The following is a 17288-nucleotide window of genomic DNA, read 5'->3' on the forward strand; positions in this document are numbered from 1 at the left end:
CGGCTTCGCCGGGGGCGGGCGCCCGGGTGGGCAGGCGACGCGCGCCGAGGTCATCGAGCGCCTGGAGCGCGAGGGGCTGCTGCCTGCGATCACCTTCATCTTCAGTCGCGCGGGCTGTGACGGCGCCGTGGGCCAGCTGCTGTCGAGCGGGATGCGCCTGATCCCGGAGGCGGACGGCGAGGCCAACCGCCGGCTGGTCGAGGAGCGCATCCAAGGGCTGGCAGAGGAGGACCTCTCGGTGCTCGGCTACTGGGACTTCGTCGACGGGCTCTCGCGCGGTTTCGCGGCGCACCACGCCGGGATGCTCCCGACGTTCCGAGAGATCGTCGAGGAGCTCTTCACGGCCGGGCGGGTCAAGGCGGTGTTCGCCACCGAGACGCTAGCCCTCGGTATCAACATGCCGGCACGCACCGTCGTGCTCGAGAAGCTGGTGAAGTTCAACGGCGAGAACCACGTCGACATCTCGGCCGCCGAGTACACCCAGCTGACCGGTCGGGCCGGTCGACGCGGCATCGACATCGAGGGCCACGCGGTCGTCCTGTGGAACCGGGGCCTCGACCCCGCGGGGGTCGCGGGCCTGGCCTCGACACGCACCTACCCGCTGCGCTCGAGCTTCCGGCCGACGTACAACATGGCCGTCAACCTCGTGCGCCAGTTCGGGCGCGAGAACGCCCGCAAGATTCTCGAGACCTCGTTCGCGCAGTTTCAGGCGGACCGGGCCGTCGTGGGCTTCGTCCGCACGGTGCGGCGCAACGAGGAGGCCCTCGCGGGCTACGCCGAGCAGACGACGTGCCACCTCGGGGACTTCAGCGAGTACGCCGCGATCCGCAATGAGATCCGCGACATCGAGAAGGAGGGGGCCCGGGCCCGCTCGGCGTCGATGCGCACGGCTGCGGCGATCTCCCTCGAGTCGCTACGGATCGGCGACATCGTCCGCATCCCTGCGGGTCGGCACAGCGGGCTCGCCGTCGTGGTGCTGCCGAACCGCGGGGGCAAGGGGGAGTCGGCCTCACCCGCCGTCGTCACCGAGGACCACCAGTTGCGCCGGCTGACCCTGCACGACGTCCCGACGCCCTTGGAGCCCATCGGGTCGATGCGCGTGCCCAAGCAGTTCAACGCCCGCAACCCCAAGGCGCGCCGCGACCTCGCAGCGACCCTGCGGGCGACGATGCCGCACGACCCGCCCCCGCGCCGGCGGCACGCCGACGCCGATCCCGCCGACGAGCGCATCGACGAGCTGAGGCGCCGCATGAAGGCGCACCCGTGCCACCGGTGCCCCGACCGGGAGAACCACGCCCGTTGGGCCGAGCGGTGGTGGCGCCTGCGGCGGGAGACCGACGGCATCCAGCGCAAGATCGACGGCCGCACCAACTCGGTCGCCAAAACCTTCGACCGGATCTGCGAGCTGCTCGTCGAGATGGGCTACCTGGGCGAGGGCGGCCAGAGCGTCACCCCCGACGGCGACCGCCTGCGCCAGCTCTACACGGAGAAGGACCTGCTCGCGGCCGAGTGCCTGCGTGAGGGCCTGTGGCGCCGCCTCGACGCGCCCTCGCTCGCGGCCATCGTCTCGACGCTCGTGCACGAGCCGCGCCGCGAGGAGGGTGGCCTCACGCCCCGCTGGCCCAACGACGACGTCCGTGACGCGTACGACCGCATGATCGTCATCTGGTCCGAGCTCGAGGACGCCGAGGGTGCGCTGACCCTCCCACGCACCGGTATGCCGGACGGCGGCCTGGCGTGGTCGATGCACCGTTGGGCGAGCGGGCAACGCCTCGAGGACGTGCTGCGGGGCACCGACCTGGCGGCGGGCGACTTCGTCCGGCGCTGCAAGCAGGTCATCGACCTGCTGGGACAGCTGACCGATGCCGCCGACCCGGACCTGGCGAAAACGGCCCGTCGGGCCAGTGATGGGGTGATGCGCGGCGTCGTGGCGGCCGACCGACTCGACTGACGGGACCGACCGGGGCGAACACCCCCGCGAAACTCACGATTGTCGCCAGCGCTGCCCGGTCGGCTATGGTTGCGGCACCGGTCGGCGTTTTTGGTGCTCGTGTCTTCGCACGCTCGCAAGGAACGCATTTGCGAGCGCAACTGTTTCTTCAGGGTTTCTGGAGTGGTCGCGTCTCTGCCGACCGGGGGTCGCTGACAAGCAACGGCTCACTTCCACCCCAAAGGAGAAAACATGGCACAGGGAACCGTCAAGTGGTTCAACTCGGAGAAGGGCTTCGGCTTCATCGCCCCGACCGAGGGTCCCGACGTCTTCGTCCACTACTCGGAGATCACGGGCAACGGCTACCGCAGCCTCGAGGAGAACCAGGCCGTCGAGTTCGACGTGGAGCAGGGTCCCAAGGGCCCCCAGGCGATGCGCGTCCGCGCTCTCTGATCCCTCGCTGATCTCGCCGGACCCACAGTCCGCACGACGAAGGCCGGTCCCCACGGGGACCGGCCTTCGTCATGTGGAAATGGTGTGGTTGTGCAACGGGTGCTGGCCTGGTGCCGGACAGGCCCTACCGCACCCTGACCAGGCGGCCGGGCTGGTTCGGGGTCGCGCTCAGAGCCGGGTGAGCCGGTCGAACGGGCTGTTGACCCGGATCACGCCGGACTCGAAGCGCAAGGTCACGGTGTTGGCGTCGCACGCGACGACGACACCCAGGCCGTGGCGCAGGTGGGAGACCCGGTCTCCGACCGAGAACTGTTCGATGTCCCGAGCCGGGGCCGGCCTGAAAGGGCTGCTGGAGAGGTGGCGGCGGCGGTCGGGCGTTCCGTGGGTGGGCACGCTTCAGTATGCGCCCTCCGGTGGAGCGGTGGTGACGCGGGAGCCGCCGGGCGGGGCGTGAGCGCGCACGAGGGCGGGGGAGACGTGACCGTAACGTGATGGTTTGCGCCTCGTCACGTCGGCGTCGTCACTCGATCCCGAGAGCCGAGATGACGCGGTCGAAGGACGACGTCAGGCCGTGCTCGACCGCCAGCCGAGACATGAGCGCAGGGTCGGCGACCGCGGACGGGGCGCCGAGCTCGATGTCCGGCACGGCAGCGTCCTTGGCCACGGCGACGACCCGCGGCGCGGCGTCGAGGTAGTCGGAGGCGGCCTCCAGACGGGCGCGCTGCGCGCCCTTGAGGGCCGGGTCGCCCTGGTGGATGGCGGCCCGGATGGCCTCGAGCGTGCCGTACGTCGCGATGAGCTTGGCTGCGGTCTTCTCGCCGATGCCCGCGACGCCGGGCAGCCCGTCGCTCGTGTCACCGCGCAGCACGGCCATGTCGGCGTACGCGGCACCCGAGCCGACGCCGTACTTCTCGCGGAGGAACGCCTCGTCGACGAGGTCGGGGGACCGCACGCCCCCGCGGGCGGTATAGAGCACCCGCACGCAGCTGGCGTCGTCGACAAGCTGGAAGAGGTCCCGGTCGCCGGTGACGATGTCGACGGGCATACGCCCGCTGAACCGGGTCGCGAGCGTTCCGATGACGTCGTCGGCCTCGTATCCGTCGACGCCGACGCGGGCAATGCCGAGGGCGCCCAGCGCGTCCTCGATGATGGGCACCTGCACGCCGAGGGCCTCGGGCACCTGCTCGCCCGCGAGGGCGTCGTCACCCGGCTGAGCGACGCGGTGTGCCTTGTAGGAGGGGATCGCCTCGACGCGGAAGGCCGGCCTCCAGTCGTTGTCCCAGCACGCCACCAGGTGCGTCGGGCGCCCGCGCTCCACCAGCGAGGCGATCATGTCGAGCAGCCCCCGCACGGCGTTCGTCGGCACTCCGCTCGGACCGACCACCTCGGGCACCCCGTAGAAGGCGCGGAAGTACAGCGACGCGGAGTCGAGCAGGAGACACCTTTGCGGCCGATCGTTCACGCGCTGAGCCTAGTGCGCCTCGTCGAGGTCCGACGGCTATGCCGCCGGAGACCAAACCGTCCCGACGAACGCCCCCATGTCGCTGTGCCGTGGGCGTAGGGCACCCCGGTTGATGTCATACCGAATCCGAGGTGCTCGCGTCGCAGCCAGAATCGCGCCCGCCACACGGAGGAGCCATCCAACGACCGCAAGGGCAATGAAAAGGGCTCCAACGGCGAGAAGCATGACGGCATGAGGCTCGCGCATGGGCGCGCGGCTCGGGCGTCGCCCGTCCTGTCAGCGTTGGCGGGATCCACGAGAAGCCCGACCTGCCGGCGACCGTCTGAGATCTGGAGCAGAGCCGCGAGCACCGACGGCCAGAGGTTCCCGTGAGGTCCCCATTATGGGCCGGAACCGCGCCGGCCGCCTCCTGGCTGGCCTGGCGTGCGTGAGCATGTTGCTCACGGCGTGCTCGACTGCGGCCGACGCGCCTCCGGCCAAGGGCGCCTCCTGTGTCGACGCCGCTGCGTACGTCACCGGCGAGGTCAACACGGTGATCAAGGCTCGTGCCGAAGCGTCACAGGCGCAGTGCGTCGACCTGCGGGTGGCGTTCAGGGGCCGGGACTACTCCTAGGACGAGACGCACTACCTTGCCTCGGACGGCGACCATCCGAAACGCCGCCGGCCACCGTCAGATCGCGGATGCCACGGTCGCCGCCATCCGCGCCTTCCTGCACACGTGGAACGATCACCGTGCCGGACGAGGTGCGATGACGTGAGGCCGCGGAGTTCGACCGGCCGCAATGGACCGGACCGTGCCGGCGTGTGTCACTGCACTAGCCTTCGCCCATGGAAGATCTCGACCGCCGCCTCGTCGGACTGCTGCTCGCGGACGGACGGATGAGCTACACGGACCTCGGCAAGGCCACGGGCCTGTCGACGTCCGCGGTGCACCAGCGGGTCCGGCGCCTCGAGGAACGCGGCGTCGTCATCGGCTACACGGCGCAGGTCTCGCCGGCCGCGCTCGGCCTCTCGCTGACGGCCCTGATCTCCGTGACGCCCTTCGACCCGAGCGCGCCGGACGACGTGCCGGAGCGGCTGCGGCACATCACCGAGATCGAGGACTGCCACTCCGTCGCGGGGGTGGAGAGCTACATCCTCAAGGTGCGGGTCGCCACACCGGCCGACCTCGAGGACCTGCTGGCGCGGATCCGCTCCGCCGCCAACGTGTCGACGCACACGACCGTCGTGCTCTCCACGCCGTGGGAGGGGCGCAGCGCCTCCGCCATGCCGCGCGAAAACCCCTGAGCGGCCTCCCACGAACGTGGGTCAGCGGCGCCCGATCCTCGCGCGTACGGCGCGGGTGACGGTGGCCAGGTCGTCGGGCGACAGTTCGATGTCGAAGCCGCGCCGTCCGCCGGAGACGTACACCGTCTCGAAGGCGTATGCCGTGTCGTCGAGGACCGTGGGCAGCGCCCGCTTCTGCCCCACCGGGGAGATGCCCCCGACGACGTAGCCGGTGCTGCGTTCGGCGGCTGCCGGGTCGGCCATCGTCACGCTCTTGGCGCCCAGGGCGGCAGCGACCGCCTTGAGGTCGAGCTGGCCGTCGACGGGGACGATGCCCACGGCGAGGCCCTTGCCGGTGTCGACGAGGAGGGTCTTGAGGACCCGGGCCGGGTCGATGCCGAGCGCGTGCGCCGCCTCGAGGCCGTAGCTCGCGGCCGACGGGTCGTGGTCGTAGGGGTGGCGGCTGTAGGCGAGCCCTGCACGGTCGAGGGCCACGGTGGCGGGCGTCGACGGCCCGTCGCCGGCGCGCTGCCGCGCCATCAGTCCTGGCCGACGGGGGAGCGGTACGTCACCGCCGCAGTCTACGGTCCCGCCGGTCACGGGCCTCCGGGTCCCACGTCGGGCCGGCACGGGCTGGCACACTCGGCGCATGTCGATCGGGGGCCCGGCTGCGGCCGCAAGAGCGGGCAGATCCGCCGTGGCAGTCGCTGTCCTGGCCGTCGTCGTATCCGCCCTAGCGTCCTGCACTGCCACCAGCGGCACCCCTGGCCGCGCCGTCGGGACGGTGGCGGCGGGCCCGACGGTGCCGTCCGGGCCGACGATGACGGCGATCGAGGAGGCCGCTCGGTGCACGACCCACCGCGTCCTGAGGGCCGATGAGGCCGCGAGCATCCCCCGGGCGGACGTCTTCCTGGCGTTCGTCGGAGGGGGAGGGGAGCTGCCCGACGAGACACGTCTGGGACCCGACGGCGCCGATCCCGACCGGTGTCCGGGCGAGCTGCCGGAGGAGGCGTGGTGCGATCAGGGCGCTCCGTGGTCGGGACTGGGGTGGAACGACTTCCTGACCGCGAGCGGCGCGACGCGGGTCGTGCGCAGCGAGTTCCTCTCGGTGTCGGCCGGCGGCTCCGAGGACGCAGGGTCCGGCAGCGGCGAGAACCAGTGGTTCTCCTACCGGGAGTACGACCTGGACGCCGGCGACCCCAAGGGCCTGCATGTACCTCAGGGCCGCGTTCGACCGGTGCGCCGAGGCGAGACCGGCCACGGTCCACGGCCTGGAGACCATGGTCGGGACGGTCCCCTCCCGGCAGGGAGCACGCCACGAGGCCGAGTGCGTGCTCTTCCTGACACCGAGCCGCGTCGCCTGGGTCCTGCTCGACGGTCGCCCCTGGACCCAGGCGGAGCGCGGGCACGCCCTGAAGGTGATCAGCTCCCGCCTCGCCTGAGCGCGCCGTGCCCGGACGACGACCGTCCCGTCCCCGCACCCGGCTACGGTCCGCGTATGACTGACTGGGACACGATCATCGCGGCGGTCACCGTCGCTCTGAGCGGCGAGCGCGAGCGCGGCCGGCGCGACCTGACGACCTGCTGGCAGGGCACGGCCGAGACGGATCACGCGGCACGGTGCGTCATCGCCCACTACCTCGCCGACCTCCAACCCGAGCTCGCCGACGAGGTCGCGTGGGACGAGCGGGCGCTCGCGGCACACGGCCACCTCTCGGGCCACGACCTGGCGGTCGTCGGCATCCCGTCGACCCGCGGTCTGGCACCGAGCCTGCATCTCAACCTCGGCGACGGCTACCTGCGCCAGTGCCTCCTCGAGCAGGCCCGGGAGCAGCTGGAGTCCGGCATGGCGGCCCAGGACGCCCTCAGTGAGGACGGCTACGGCGCCCTCATCCGCGGCGGGTTGACCGCGCTGGGGAAGCGTATCGACGAAGCTGCCGGGTGACGGGGCAGGTGCTCAGCGAGCTGGCTCCACGACGCAGAACTCGTTGCCGTCCGGGTCGGCCATCATCATCCAGCCCGCCTCGTGGTCGCCGGCGACCGGCCGCGCCCCCAGGGCGCCCAGCCGATCGACCTCGGCCCGAGAGTCCCCGGAGGCCGTGGGAGCGAGGTGCAGGTGCATCCGGTTCGGCCCGGACCTCGGCCTGACCGGCGGGCCGCCCCAGGCGATCTTGGCCCCGCCCAGGGGCGACTGGATCGCGGTCTCCTCGTCCTGGTCCCACACGAGCGGCCAGCCGAGGGCCCCGCTCCAGAACAGACCCACCTCGCGAGTCCCGTCGCAGGCGAGCTCGCCGAGGAAACCACAGCCGGCGAGGTAGGCGTTCCCCGCCTCGATGACGCACAGCTCGTTGCCCTCCGGGTCTGCGAGCACGACGTGCCCCTCCTCGGGGAGCTGCCCGAGGTCGAGGTGGGTGCCGCCGAGCTCGAGCACCCGGGCCACGGTGGCCTGCTGGTGCTCCGGTGAGCTGCTCGTCAGGTGCAGGTGGATCTGGTTGAGGCCGCTCTTGGGCTGCTGCGCCGGCACGAAGCGCAGGGGGAACTCCGTCTCGGTGGTCGGCAGCACCGTCAGGCCGTCGGCGGCGATGTCGCGGTCGAGCAGGCCCGACCAGAACGTCGCGAGCCGGTGCGGGTCCGTCGCGGCGAAGCACATCTCGATCAGCTGGGTGGACATCCTGATCCCATCCACGGCGTGAAGTCCCTCGAACCCCGCGAACGCTAGGACCCGCAGGGCCGGGTGCACAACGGCTTTGTCCTCCGCGGCACGCCGGGACGGTTGGTTACCCTTGTGGATACGTACCCGGTTTGCTACGGTCAGCGCATGGACGCCGTACTGCACGCATTGGCCGACCAGAGCCGGCGCACCGTCATGGAGATCCTCCGGGACCACCCGGCGACAGCAGGCGAGCTTGCCGAGGCGCTGCCGATCGCCCGACCCGGGGTCTCACGGCACCTGCGGGTGCTGCGAGAGGCCGGGTTGGTCGACGTGCGCCAGGACGCGCAGCGCAGGATCTACAGCCTGCGGCCCGAGGCCCTCGTCGAGGTCGACGAGTGGCTCGAGGGCTACCGCGCCCTCTGGCAGAACCGGCTCGACGCCCTGCACACCGAGATCGCACGAGGAAAGAAGGCACGGACATGAGGATCACCGGCACGATGCGGGCCCTCGACGACACGCGCGGAGCAGTGCGCGTCGAGGACGTCTACGACACCGACATCGACGACCTCTGGGCGGCGTGCACGACGCCAGAGCGGCTCGCGCGCTGGATCGCCGAGGTGTCCGGGGACCTGCGCCCGGGCGGGAGCGTCCATGCCGTCTTCACCAGCACGTGGACCGGTCCGGCGAGGATCGAGGCCTGCGACGCGCCACACCACCTGCTGCTGACCCTCGACCCGGGCGGCGACGAGGAGACGCAGGTGGAGGCCTGGCTCGCCGCAGAGGGCTCGCGCACCCGCCTCGTGGTCGAGGAGCGCGGCCTGCCGGGCAGTCAGCTGCACTTCTACGGCGCCGGCTGGCAGGTCCACCTCGAGGACCTCGGGCGCTCGCTCGCCAGCGGGGGACCGGTTCACGCCGAGGGCTGGTCGGAGCAGGCGGCCGCGCCCGGCTGGCAGGAACGGTGGACCGAGCTCACGCCCGCCTACGCGGAGACCGCGGGCCACTGACCGCCGCCGTGACGGCATACGCCCTCACGGACGCGTCAGGGGACGAGCTGGGACTCGGCTGCTGCGCGGCTCAGGGCGGCCTTCTCGGTCGCCTCCGCCAGCAGCGACTCGTGGTCCACGGACTCGTGCCACCACCGCTGGCCCGACTCCGGCAGCGTGTAGATCGGGTCGTAGTAGACGTAGTCGCGGGACAGCGCCGCGGTGTCGTCTCCCTCGATGGAGGTGCGGTAGTTCTTGCGCCAGTGGGAGATTCCGCGTTCGATGTCGTAGTCCTCGACCTGGTGCACCCACCGCTTGCCGACGAACGGCACGTCGCAGACGATGCGCGGGGTGGAGAAGCCCGGGAGGTAGCCCATCATCGAGTGCTGCAGCTGCTGGGCCTCGGCGAGCGAGAGCCGCCAGTGCTCGGCGAAGGGGATCATGTCGCACATGTAGAAGTAGTAGGGCGTGATCGAGGCGTCGTCGGCGAGCGCGAAGCACAGGTCGAGCAGCTGCTCCGTCGAGTTGTTGACGCCGCGCATGAGGACGCCCTGGTTGCGGACGTCGCGCACGCCGGCGTCGAGCATCGCGTTCGCGGCACGGGCGACGGAGGGGGTGATCGACTGGGCGCTGTTGACGTGGGTGTGGATCGCCAGCGAGACGCCGCGGGAACGCGCCTTGGCTGCCACGCGGCCGACGCCCTCGACGACGTCCTCGGCGAACCAGTGCTGCGGCAGGCCCATCAGGGCCTTCGTGGCCAGCCGGATGTCGCGGATGTTCTCGATGTCGAGCAGCTGGTCGACGAACGCCTCGAGGTTCTTCCACGGCATGTTGGCCACGTCACCGCCCGAGACGACGACGTCGCGCACGACCGGGGAGGTTCGCAGGTAGTCGAGCATCGCGGCGTAGCGGTCCACCGGCTTGAGGTCGAACTTCAGCTTGGTGACCTGCGGCGTGGAGGTGCCGACGAGGTCCATGCGGGTGCAGTGGCCGCAGTACTGCGGGCAGGTCGGCAGCAGCTCAGCCAGCACCTTGGTGGGGTAGCGGTGCGTCAGGCCCTCGGCCACCCACATGTCGTGCTCGTGGAGCGAGTCGCGCGAGGCGTGCGGGTGGGACGGCCAGTCGGTGCGGCGGTCGGAGAAGACCGGCAGCATGTAGCGGCGCACCGGGTCGGCGTAGAACGCCTCGGTGAAGGCCTGTCCGGCCGACGGCACCGGGGTGTCGGTCGAGGGGACCATCGTGTTGAGCATCTGCGGCGGCACGAGCATCGACATCGTCGCGCGCTCGGACTGGTCCTTCGCGAGGTCGTCGTAGAAGCGGTCGTCGAGCAGGTCGCCCATGACGGCCCGCAGCTGCTTGAGGTTCTTGACGCAGTGGGCCCGCTGCCACTGGGCGCTGTCCCAGTCGGCCTGGGTGACGCCGATCCAGCCCGGCAGGCGCGTCCAGTCCGGCTCGACGAGCTCACGACGGCGGTAGGCGTAGGGCTGCTCCACCTTGCTCATGCTGGCAACAGTAACTTCAGGCGGGCGTCCCCAGAAGGGTTCTGACCCATTGATTCCCGGAGATCCGACACGCCGTGGCCGGTGCTGACGCGATAATCTCCGGAATACCCCGCCGCATACAGAAGGATCTGTGCCGTGCCTGACTCGACGTCGTCCCCGGTCGGGCTGCACCGTGTCCTCGACCCGACCGGCGACGACATCACCCTGCCGCAGGCCGCCCGGCGCCTCGACGCCCGCCCCGAGCTCTGGCCCGACGAGGTGCGCATCGCCGTCGACACGCTCAACCTCGACGCGGCCTCCTACCGCCAGCTCGCCGAGAAGTACGGCACTGCCGGAGTCGTCGACGGCAGCGCCGTCCGGGCCGAGGTCCTCGAGATCGTCGCGACGCGCGGCAAGATGCAGAACCCCGTCACCGGCTCGGGCGGCATGCTCATCGGCACGGTCGAGGAGGTCGGTCCCGAGAGCCCGCTCGGGCTCGCGGTCGGAGACCACGTGGCTACGCTGGTCTCGCTCTCGCTGACGCCGCTCGCCATCACGGACGGGCTCGAGCGCTGGGACGGTCTCTCGGAGCAGCTACCTGCCGCCGGGCACGCGATCCTCTTCGGACGCAGTATCGCAGCCCGGTTGCCGGACGACCTCGAACCGCGCCTGGCCCTGATGGTCATGGACGTGTGCGGCGCGCCGGCACTGGTCGAGCGGGTCGTGGGGGAGTATGCCGTCCGCGGCGTCCCGCCGACCGTGGCCGTCCTCGGCGGGGCCGGCAAGTCGGGCTCGCTATCGCTGGCGGCCGCACGCGCCGCCGGTGCCGGTCGCACGATCGCCGTCGTCCCCGCCGAGCGTGAGCGGGTGGCCCTCGAGGCCAGCGGGCTCGCCGACGCCGTGGTGCTCGCCGACGCCCGCTCCCCGCTGGGCCTGGCGGCCGCCGTCGAGTCGGCGGGCGGCCCCGCCGACGTCACGGTGGTGTGCGTCGACGTGCCGGGCTGTGAGCAGCCCGCGATCCTCGCCACCGCCCAGGGTGGCACCGTCATCTTCTTCAGCATGGCCACGAACTTCGCCGCCGCCGCGCTGGGAGCGGAGGGCCTCGCGGCAGACGTACGGATGCTCGTCGGCAACGGCTACGTTCCCGGTCACGCCGAGACCGCGCTGCGGCTCCTGCGCGAGGTGCCGGCCGTCCGTGCCCTCTTCGAGGATCGCCTCGCCGCCGAGCCGCCCCATCGGGCGCCTTCCACACCCGCCGAGCGCGAGACGGCAGGATCTGGGTCATGACCCGACCGCCGGCCCTGCTCGAGCTCGACCCGGACGTCGTCCGCCGGGCCCGCTCACTGGCGCGCAAGGCCGCCGCGCCCGTCGTCGACATCGCCCGTCGCCACACGACGGTCTCGGTGGAGCGCGCGACACTGCGGCTGGCGGGGCTCTCCGGCGCCGACCACGAGCTGGTGCCGTGGGTCAACCACCTCGTGGGCGCCGTCCGCGAGGAGGTCGGCCTGGAGCACGGGGTCACGACGCCGGTCTACGACGCGCTGCTGCGGGGTGAGGCGCCGGACCTCACGACGCTGGCCCAGAAGGCCGCGAGCGGCAACGTGTCCTTCCGGCTGCCCTCCGGCCGCGATGCCTCTGCAGCGCGCCGGGCGGCGACGAAGGGGGTCGGGGCCGGACTGCGCACCATCGACCGCTCACGCGCCACCCGCGAGCGCCTGGTCAGGCGCCACGGTGACCCCAGGACGAAGCCGTGGATCTACCTCATCGTGGCGACGGGCGACATCTACGAGGACATCCCACAGGCACAGGCTGCTGCACGTGAGGGCGCCGACGTCATCGCCGTGATCCGCTCCACGGGTCAGTCGCTCCTCGACTACGTCCCAGAGGGTGCGACCCGCGAGGGCTTCGCCGGCACGTACGCGACCCAGGAGAACTTCCGGCTCATGCGGGCCGCCCTCGACGACGTGAGCAAGGAGCTCGGCCGCTACGTGCGGCTGACGAACTACGCCTCCGGCCTCTGCATGCCGGAGATCGCGGCGCTGGCGGGCATGGAGCGCCTCGACATGATGCTCAACGACTCGATGTACGGCATCCTCTTCCGCGACATCAACCCGATCCGCACGTTCGTCGACCAGCGCTTCTCGCGCCAGGTCCACGCCCGCGCCGGCATCATCATCAACACCGGCGAGGACAACTACCTGACGACCGCCGACGCCGTCGAGGCCGCGCACACCGTCACGGTGAGCCAGCTGCTCAACGAGCGCTTCGCCAAGGAGGCCGGCCTCGAGGACTGGCAGCTCGGCCTCGGCCACGCCTTCGAGATCAACCCCCAGCTGCCCGACAGCTTCCGCACGGAACTCGCCCACGCGCTGCTGGCGCGCCAGCTGTTCCCGGACGCACCGCTGAAGTGGATGCCGCCGACGAAGCACATGACCGGCGACGTCTTCCGCGGCTACCTGCTCGACGGCTTCTTCAACCTCGCCGGCGCCATGACGGGGCAGGGCATCCTGCTCGTGGGGATGATGACCGAGGCGGTCGTCACGCCGTTCCTGTCCGACCGTGACCTCGCCCTGCAGAACGTCCGCTACGTCATGAACGCCGCCGGCGGGCTCACCGAGGACTTCCACCCGCCGCGCGACGGCTACATCCAGACCCGCGCCCGGCAGGTGCTCTCTGAGGCGGTCGACCTGCTCGAGCGCATCGTCCACGACAGCGACGCAGCCGGTGACGCCCCGCTGCTCGCAGCGATCGCCGACGGCACCTTCGGGCTGATGAAGCGGCCGGCGAACGGCGGCAAGGGGCTCGACGGGGTCAGCGAGCGCGCCGACGACTACGACAACCCGGCGACCACCGCGCTCGACGCCTGGACCCCGCCGGCACAGGAGCCCGTCCGATGACCCCGGGTGGCCGCGTCATCCGCCCCTACGGCGACACGACGGGCGACGGCATGGTGCAGCTGTCCTTCACCCTGCCGCTGCCGCACGACAAGCTGGCCGAGGGCGCCGCGCTGCAGCTGGCCCGCAAGATGGGCCTCGACCCCGCGCTGGTCGTGCACGCCAAGGCGATGGGTCCCGACTTCACCTTCTTCGTCGTCTACGGCAGCACCACGCACCTGGTCACCCTCGACGACGTCGTCGTCGTCGAGCGCGAGTACCCGCTCCTCTCGGCCAAGGACGCCAACCGGGCGATCAAGAGGCAGCTGCGCCGCAAGCTCGTCGTCGTCGGCGCATGCATCGGCACTGACGCCCACACGGTCGGCATCGACGCGATCCTCAACGTCAAGGGCTTCGCCGGCGAGAAGGGCCTGGAGTACTACCGCGAGCTCAAGGTGGTCAACCTCGGGGCGCAGGTGCTCGTGCCCGACCTCGTCGCCCGCGCCCGCGCCGAGAAGGCCGACGCCGTGCTCGTCAGCCAGGTCGTCACCCAGAAGGACGCGCACATCCACAACACGACCCAGATGTCCGCGGCGTTCCGCGAGGCCTACCCGGCCGGTCAGGTGCCGATCCTGATCGTGGGCGGCCCACGCTTCGAGGAGGGCTCCGAGCGGGCACTGGGCGTCGACCGCATCTTCGGCCGCGGCACCACTCCCGGCGAGGTCGCCAGCTACCTGGTGCACGAGATCGTCGAACGGAAGGGGAGCAAGCCGTGAGCGAACCCGGGCCTCGGACGACGCGCGCTCAGGTCGGCCTGCGGATCACGCACCGCCGCTACGTGCCCTACAGCCACGCCCACTACGCCGGCAACCTCGTCGACGGCGCCTACTCCCTGGCTGCGTTCGGTGACGTTGCGACCGAGATGTGCATCATCACCGACGGCGACGAGGGGCTCTTCGCCTCCTACAGCGACGTCCAGTTCCGATCGCGGGTCCAGGCCGGTGACGTCATCGAGATCTCTGCCCAGATCGTTCGGGTGGGCAGCCGCTCGCGCGAGCTGGACTTCGAGGTCCGCGTCGTGGCGCGCGGCACCCCGGAGCGTGGCGAGTCGGCCGCCGAGCTGCTCGAGCCCCCGGTCGTCGCCACGACTGCGCGGGGTGTCGTGGTGGTGCCCTGAGCGCTGGCGCGTCCCCGGCACCACATACGGTGAACCCCGTGCGGCGTCTCCTCGTGTCCCTTCTCGGCGGTGGGCTGCTCTGCCTCGCGTTCCCCACCTTCGACGTGTGGGTGGCGGCTCCGCTCGCGCTCGCTCTCTGGGCGTGGGCCTGGACCGGCACCGGTGGCCGACGCGGCTTCCTGCTGGGCGCTGCTGGAGGGCTCGTCTTCTTCGTCCCCGCCCTGAGCTGGTCCGGCGTCTACGTCGGAGCCCTGCCGTGGCTCGCACTGGCGGCCCTGCAGGCTCTCTTCATCGGGGTCGCCGGGGCGCTCTACGGCTGGCTCACCCGCCGGGGGCGCGTGCGACCGCTGGCGTTCGCGCTCGTGTGGGTCGTGGCGGAGGGTTTCCGGGCGCGGGCACCCTACGGCGGTTTCCCGTGGCTCAAGCTGGCCTTCGGCCAGGCCGACTCGCCCTTCGGCCGGCTCGTCGCGCTCGGCGGCGCACCGTTCGTCGCCTTTGTCATCGCCCTGGCCGGGGCGCTGCTCGCGTTCGCCGTCCACCATGCAGTCACGGCGGTCCCCGGGCGCCGGGGGAGTGGCGCCGACGCGCCCCTCGCAGCCGCATCGCGTATGCCGTCTCGCCGGGTCACGCTGCCCGTGGCGGCCGCGCTCGTGCTGGGGGTCGCGGGACTCGCCGTCCCCCTGCCGACCGACGGCCCGATGGCACAGTTCCTCGGGGTGCAGGGCAACGTGGCGCGTCCCGGGCTCGAGTTCAACGCCGAGCGGCGAGCGGTGCTCGACAACCACATCGCCGCCACCCTCAAGGCCCAGGCGGACGTCGCCGCAGGTCGGGCGCCGGCTCCCGACCTCGTCGTCTGGCCGGAGAACGCGTCGGACATCGACCCGCTGCGCAACGCCGACGCCAAGTCGCTCGTCCTGAAGACGGTCGACACGCTGGAGCGGCCGCTCATCGTGGGCGGTCTGCTCGAGGAGCCGGTGGGCTTCGTCTCCAACGTGGCGCTGCTCTTCGAGCCGGGCAAGGGCAACACCGACCGCTACGTCAAGCGGCACCCGGTGCCCTTCGCCGAGTACATCCCGAACCGCGCGTTCTGGCGCACCTTCAGCGAGGAGGTCGACCTCGTCCGTCGCGACTTCGTGCCCGGCCCCGCACCGGGCGTCTTCCGCGTGACGGCTGCCGACGGACGCCAGATCCGGGCCGGTCTCGCCATCTGCTTCGAGGTGGCCTACGACGACATCATGCGCGACGCCGTGCAGACCGGGGCCAACGTTCTCGTCGTCCAGACCAACAACGCCACCTTCGGCTACACCGCCGAGTCGCCGCAGCAGCTGGCCATCAGCCGGCTGCGGGCCATGGAGTCCGGCCGTTCGGTGGTGCATGTCTCGACAGTCGGGCAGAGCGCGCTCATCACGCCTGACGGAACCGCACACCAGGTGACGTCGTTGTTCACAGAGGCGGTCGTCCGCGGGGCACTACCCTTGCGGGACGCCACGACACTGGCGACCCGCGTGGGGGAGGCCCCTGAATGGGTCGCCGCCGCTGCACTGCTGACCATGCTCGCCCTCGGGCTTCGACGTGGTCGCCACAGTGCCGCAGACACCGAAGGAAGAGGATGACGACGACGCAGCGTGAGCCGGTGACCCGAGTGGCCGTGCTCATCCCGACGTACAACGAGCGGGACAACCTGCCCGGCATCGTCGCGCGGGTGCGCGCGAGCGTGCCCGCCGCCGACATCTTCGTCCTCGACGACGCGTCCCCGGACGGCACGGGCCAGATCGCGGATGAGCTCGCGGCCTCCGACCCGCAGGTGCACGTCGTGCACCGCGCCGGCAAGGAAGGGCTGGGCAAGGCCTACCTCGCCGGCTTCGCGATCGTCCTGGGGCGGGGCTACGACGCCGCCGTCGAGATGGACGCCGACGGCTCGCACCTGCCCGAGCAGCTTCCCTCTCTCCTGGCCGCCCTCAGCCAGGCCGATGTCGTCATCGGCGCCCGGTGGGTCAAGGGCGGGGAGGTGCGCAACTGGCCGGCCCGGCGCAAGATCCTGTCCGTCGGGGCGAACATCTACACCAAGGTGCTGCTCGGCATGAAGGTCAACGACGCCACGGCCGGCTACCGCGTCTACCGGGCCGGCGCGCTGCGGACGATGGGCCTGCAGGGAGTCGAGTCGCAGGGCTACTGCTTCCAGATCGACCTGACGCTACGGGCCATTCGGGCCGGGCTGACGGTCGTCGAGGTGCCGATCACCTTCGTCGAGCGTGAGATCGGGGTGTCCAAGATGGGCCACGACATCGTCCGGGAGGCGCTCACGAGCGTCACCCGCTGGGGCCTCGAACACCGCTTCGGCCAGGTCCGCTCGGTCATGCAACGGGCGCGGGGCCGCGAGCCGGTCAGCGAACGCTCATGACTTCGGCGCCGCGACCGTCACGGGCCCGTCGGGTGCGCCTGACGCGACTGGCTGTCGTCGGACTGCTGCTCCTGCCGATCCTCGAGATCGTCGTCATCGTCGCCGTCGGCCAGGCCATCGGGGGTTGGCAGACGTTCCTGCTCATCGTCGCGACCTCGCTGCTCGGCGCCTGGCTGATCCGTCGCGAGGGTGGCCGCGCGTGGCGGGCGCTGGAGCAGGCGGTGCGCAGCGGGCGGATGCCGGCCCGCGAGATCGCCGACGGCGTCGTGGTGCTCGTCGGCGGCAGCCTGCTCGTCGTGCCCGGGTTCATCACCGACCTTCTGGGACTCCTCCTCGTGCTGCCGTTCACCCGCCCCATCGCCCGGAGCATGCTCGCGGCCGTGATCTCGCGGCGGCTGCTCGCCCAGACCGAGCGCTTCACCGGCCCGACCGTCACCGGCAAGCCCGACCGGACGGGCGAGAACGGCTGGGAGGAGACGACGCCCCACGGACCCCAGCGGTCGACGACGAGCGACGAGGTCGTCGAGGGCGAGATCATCGACGAGGACTGAGCCTGACCGCTCTGGAAGCGGACGGCATACGCCATCAGACGGCACACGCCATCGTCGA

At 71.4% G+C, this 17288-nt stretch carries 20 protein-coding genes; 15 read left to right on the forward strand and 5 right to left on the reverse strand.

The features are described from left to right. Window positions 1–1951 (forward strand): DEAD/DEAH box helicase (locus AC3WRT_RS18605; protein WP_492724567.1); only part of this gene is annotated, 1951 nt, incomplete at its 5' end. Between the two features lie 231 nt (window positions 1952–2182). Then, entirely contained in the window at window positions 2183–2383 is a 201-nt protein-coding gene (locus AC3WRT_RS18610; RefSeq protein ID WP_020144233.1) for a cold-shock protein, read from the forward strand. A gap of 168 nt (window positions 2384–2551) precedes the next feature. On the opposite strand, the gene AC3WRT_RS18615 is transcribed toward AC3WRT_RS18610, so the two are convergent. Continuing rightward, window positions 2552–2776 carry a hypothetical protein gene (locus AC3WRT_RS18615; RefSeq protein ID WP_492724569.1) on the reverse strand — a complete coding sequence of 75 codons (225 nt, stop codon included), beginning with the start codon at window positions 2774–2776 and terminating at the stop codon, window positions 2552–2554. Window positions 2777–2903: 127 nt separating this feature from the next. Beyond that, entirely contained in the window at window positions 2904–3845 is a 942-nt protein-coding gene (locus AC3WRT_RS18620; RefSeq protein ID WP_492724571.1) for a 5'-3' exonuclease, read from the reverse strand. Between the two features lie 427 nt (window positions 3846–4272). Here AC3WRT_RS18620 and AC3WRT_RS18625 point away from each other — a divergent pair, with 427 nt between their 5' ends. Next, window positions 4273–4458: a hypothetical protein gene (locus AC3WRT_RS18625; protein ID WP_492724573.1), complete on the forward strand. Its 186-nt coding sequence runs from the start codon at window positions 4273–4275 to the stop codon at window positions 4456–4458. Window positions 4459–4673: 215 nt separating this feature from the next. Beyond that, window positions 4674–5132 (forward strand): Lrp/AsnC family transcriptional regulator, encoded by a 459-nt coding sequence (locus AC3WRT_RS18630; protein ID WP_492724574.1) that lies wholly within the window; start codon window positions 4674–4676, stop codon window positions 5130–5132. Between the two features lie 21 nt (window positions 5133–5153). Here AC3WRT_RS18630 and ybaK read toward each other — a convergent pair whose 3' ends face one another. Next, entirely contained in the window at window positions 5154–5651 is a 498-nt protein-coding gene (gene ybaK, locus AC3WRT_RS18635; protein ID WP_492724575.1) for a Cys-tRNA(Pro) deacylase, read from the reverse strand. A gap of 671 nt (window positions 5652–6322) precedes the next feature. On the opposite strand from ybaK, the gene AC3WRT_RS18640 reads away from it, so the two are divergent. After that, a complete protein-coding gene (locus AC3WRT_RS18640) occupies window positions 6323–6553 on the forward strand; it encodes a hypothetical protein (RefSeq protein ID WP_492724577.1) in 231 nt (76 codons plus the stop codon). A gap of 56 nt (window positions 6554–6609) precedes the next feature. Next, on the forward strand, window positions 6610–7056 hold the full coding sequence (locus AC3WRT_RS18645; RefSeq protein WP_492724578.1) for a hypothetical protein: 447 nt from the start codon (window positions 6610–6612) through the stop codon (window positions 7054–7056). Window positions 7057–7068: 12 nt separating this feature from the next. Here AC3WRT_RS18645 and AC3WRT_RS18650 read toward each other — a convergent pair whose 3' ends face one another. Beyond that, on the reverse strand, window positions 7069–7782 hold the full coding sequence (locus tag AC3WRT_RS18650; RefSeq protein WP_492724579.1) for a VOC family protein: 714 nt from the start codon (window positions 7780–7782) through the stop codon (window positions 7069–7071). Window positions 7783–7929: 147 nt separating this feature from the next. Between AC3WRT_RS18650 and AC3WRT_RS18655 the strand changes: the two genes are divergently transcribed. Together AC3WRT_RS18655 and AC3WRT_RS18660 are read left to right on the forward strand one after the other, a co-directional pair. After that, a complete protein-coding gene (locus tag AC3WRT_RS18655) occupies window positions 7930–8247 on the forward strand; it encodes an ArsR/SmtB family transcription factor (RefSeq protein ID WP_492724580.1) in 318 nt (105 codons plus the stop codon). Continuing rightward, window positions 8244–8768, forward strand: coding sequence for an SRPBCC family protein (locus AC3WRT_RS18660; RefSeq protein WP_492724581.1), 525 nt, complete (start codon window positions 8244–8246; stop codon window positions 8766–8768). The genes AC3WRT_RS18655 and AC3WRT_RS18660 overlap by 4 nt, the downstream gene beginning before the upstream one ends. Window positions 8769–8803: 35 nt before the next feature. On the opposite strand, the gene AC3WRT_RS18665 is transcribed toward AC3WRT_RS18660, so the two are convergent. Beyond that, complete coding sequence (locus AC3WRT_RS18665; protein ID WP_492724582.1) at window positions 8804–10249, reverse strand: KamA family radical SAM protein; 1446 nt, start codon at window positions 10247–10249, stop codon at window positions 8804–8806. Window positions 10250–10384: 135 nt separating this feature from the next. Between AC3WRT_RS18665 and kdd the strand changes: the two genes are divergently transcribed. Genes kdd through AC3WRT_RS18700 form a run of 7 tightly spaced genes read left to right on the forward strand, consistent with a single transcriptional unit; the run spans window position 10385 to window position 17230 of the window. After that, window positions 10385–11515 carry an L-erythro-3,5-diaminohexanoate dehydrogenase gene (gene kdd, locus AC3WRT_RS18670; RefSeq protein WP_492724584.1) on the forward strand — a complete coding sequence of 377 codons (1131 nt, stop codon included), beginning with the start codon at window positions 10385–10387 and terminating at the stop codon, window positions 11513–11515. Further along, a complete protein-coding gene (kamD, locus tag AC3WRT_RS18675) occupies window positions 11512–13125 on the forward strand; it encodes a lysine 5,6-aminomutase subunit alpha (protein WP_492724585.1) in 1614 nt (537 codons plus the stop codon). The genes kdd and kamD overlap by 4 nt, the downstream gene beginning before the upstream one ends. Next, window positions 13122–13877: a lysine 5,6-aminomutase subunit beta gene (kamE, locus tag AC3WRT_RS18680; protein ID WP_492724587.1), complete on the forward strand. Its 756-nt coding sequence runs from the start codon at window positions 13122–13124 to the stop codon at window positions 13875–13877. The genes kamD and kamE overlap by 4 nt, the downstream gene beginning before the upstream one ends. Further along, window positions 13874–14278, forward strand: coding sequence for a 3-aminobutyryl-CoA ammonia lyase (kal, locus tag AC3WRT_RS18685; protein WP_492724589.1), 405 nt, complete (start codon window positions 13874–13876; stop codon window positions 14276–14278). Before kamE ends, kal begins: the two co-directional genes overlap by 4 nt. 38 nt (window positions 14279–14316) lie before the next feature. Beyond that, a complete protein-coding gene (lnt, locus tag AC3WRT_RS18690) occupies window positions 14317–15891 on the forward strand; it encodes an apolipoprotein N-acyltransferase (protein ID WP_492724591.1) in 1575 nt (524 codons plus the stop codon). Continuing rightward, complete coding sequence (locus AC3WRT_RS18695) at window positions 15888–16679, forward strand: polyprenol monophosphomannose synthase (protein WP_492724593.1); 792 nt, start codon at window positions 15888–15890, stop codon at window positions 16677–16679. Before lnt ends, AC3WRT_RS18695 begins: the two co-directional genes overlap by 4 nt. Then, window positions 16676–17230: an FxsA family protein gene (locus AC3WRT_RS18700; protein WP_492724595.1), complete on the forward strand. Its 555-nt coding sequence runs from the start codon at window positions 16676–16678 to the stop codon at window positions 17228–17230. Before AC3WRT_RS18695 ends, AC3WRT_RS18700 begins: the two co-directional genes overlap by 4 nt. Window positions 17231–17288: the final 58 nt, after the last annotated feature.

Source organism: Terrabacter sp. FW104-15G4B, from assembly GCF_058790095.1.

Excerpts from the sequence above, each read along its gene's own strand:
- AC3WRT_RS18610 (WP_020144233.1), top strand. The coding sequence starts at position 2,183 with ATGGCACAGGGAACCGTCAAGTGGTTCAACTCGGAGAAGGGCTTCGGC.
- AC3WRT_RS18630 (WP_492724574.1), top strand. The coding sequence starts at position 4,674 with ATGGAAGATCTCGACCGCCGCCTCGTCGGACTGCTGCTCGCGGACGGA.
- ybaK (WP_492724575.1), bottom strand. The coding sequence starts at position 5,651 with ATGGCGCGGCAGCGCGCCGGCGACGGGCCGTCGACGCCCGCCACCGTG.
- AC3WRT_RS18640 (WP_492724577.1), top strand. The coding sequence starts at position 6,323 with ATGTACCTCAGGGCCGCGTTCGACCGGTGCGCCGAGGCGAGACCGGCC.
- AC3WRT_RS18645 (WP_492724578.1), top strand. The coding sequence starts at position 6,610 with ATGACTGACTGGGACACGATCATCGCGGCGGTCACCGTCGCTCTGAGC.
- AC3WRT_RS18650 (WP_492724579.1), bottom strand. The coding sequence starts at position 7,782 with ATGTCCACCCAGCTGATCGAGATGTGCTTCGCCGCGACGGACCCGCAC.
- AC3WRT_RS18655 (WP_492724580.1), top strand. The coding sequence starts at position 7,930 with ATGGACGCCGTACTGCACGCATTGGCCGACCAGAGCCGGCGCACCGTC.
- AC3WRT_RS18660 (WP_492724581.1), top strand. The coding sequence starts at position 8,244 with ATGAGGATCACCGGCACGATGCGGGCCCTCGACGACACGCGCGGAGCA.
- AC3WRT_RS18665 (WP_492724582.1), bottom strand. The coding sequence starts at position 10,249 with ATGAGCAAGGTGGAGCAGCCCTACGCCTACCGCCGTCGTGAGCTCGTC.
- kamD (WP_492724585.1), top strand. The coding sequence starts at position 11,512 with ATGACCCGACCGCCGGCCCTGCTCGAGCTCGACCCGGACGTCGTCCGC.
- kamE (WP_492724587.1), top strand. The coding sequence starts at position 13,122 with ATGACCCCGGGTGGCCGCGTCATCCGCCCCTACGGCGACACGACGGGC.
- AC3WRT_RS18695 (WP_492724593.1), top strand. The coding sequence starts at position 15,888 with ATGACGACGACGCAGCGTGAGCCGGTGACCCGAGTGGCCGTGCTCATC.
- AC3WRT_RS18700 (WP_492724595.1), top strand. The coding sequence starts at position 16,676 with ATGACTTCGGCGCCGCGACCGTCACGGGCCCGTCGGGTGCGCCTGACG.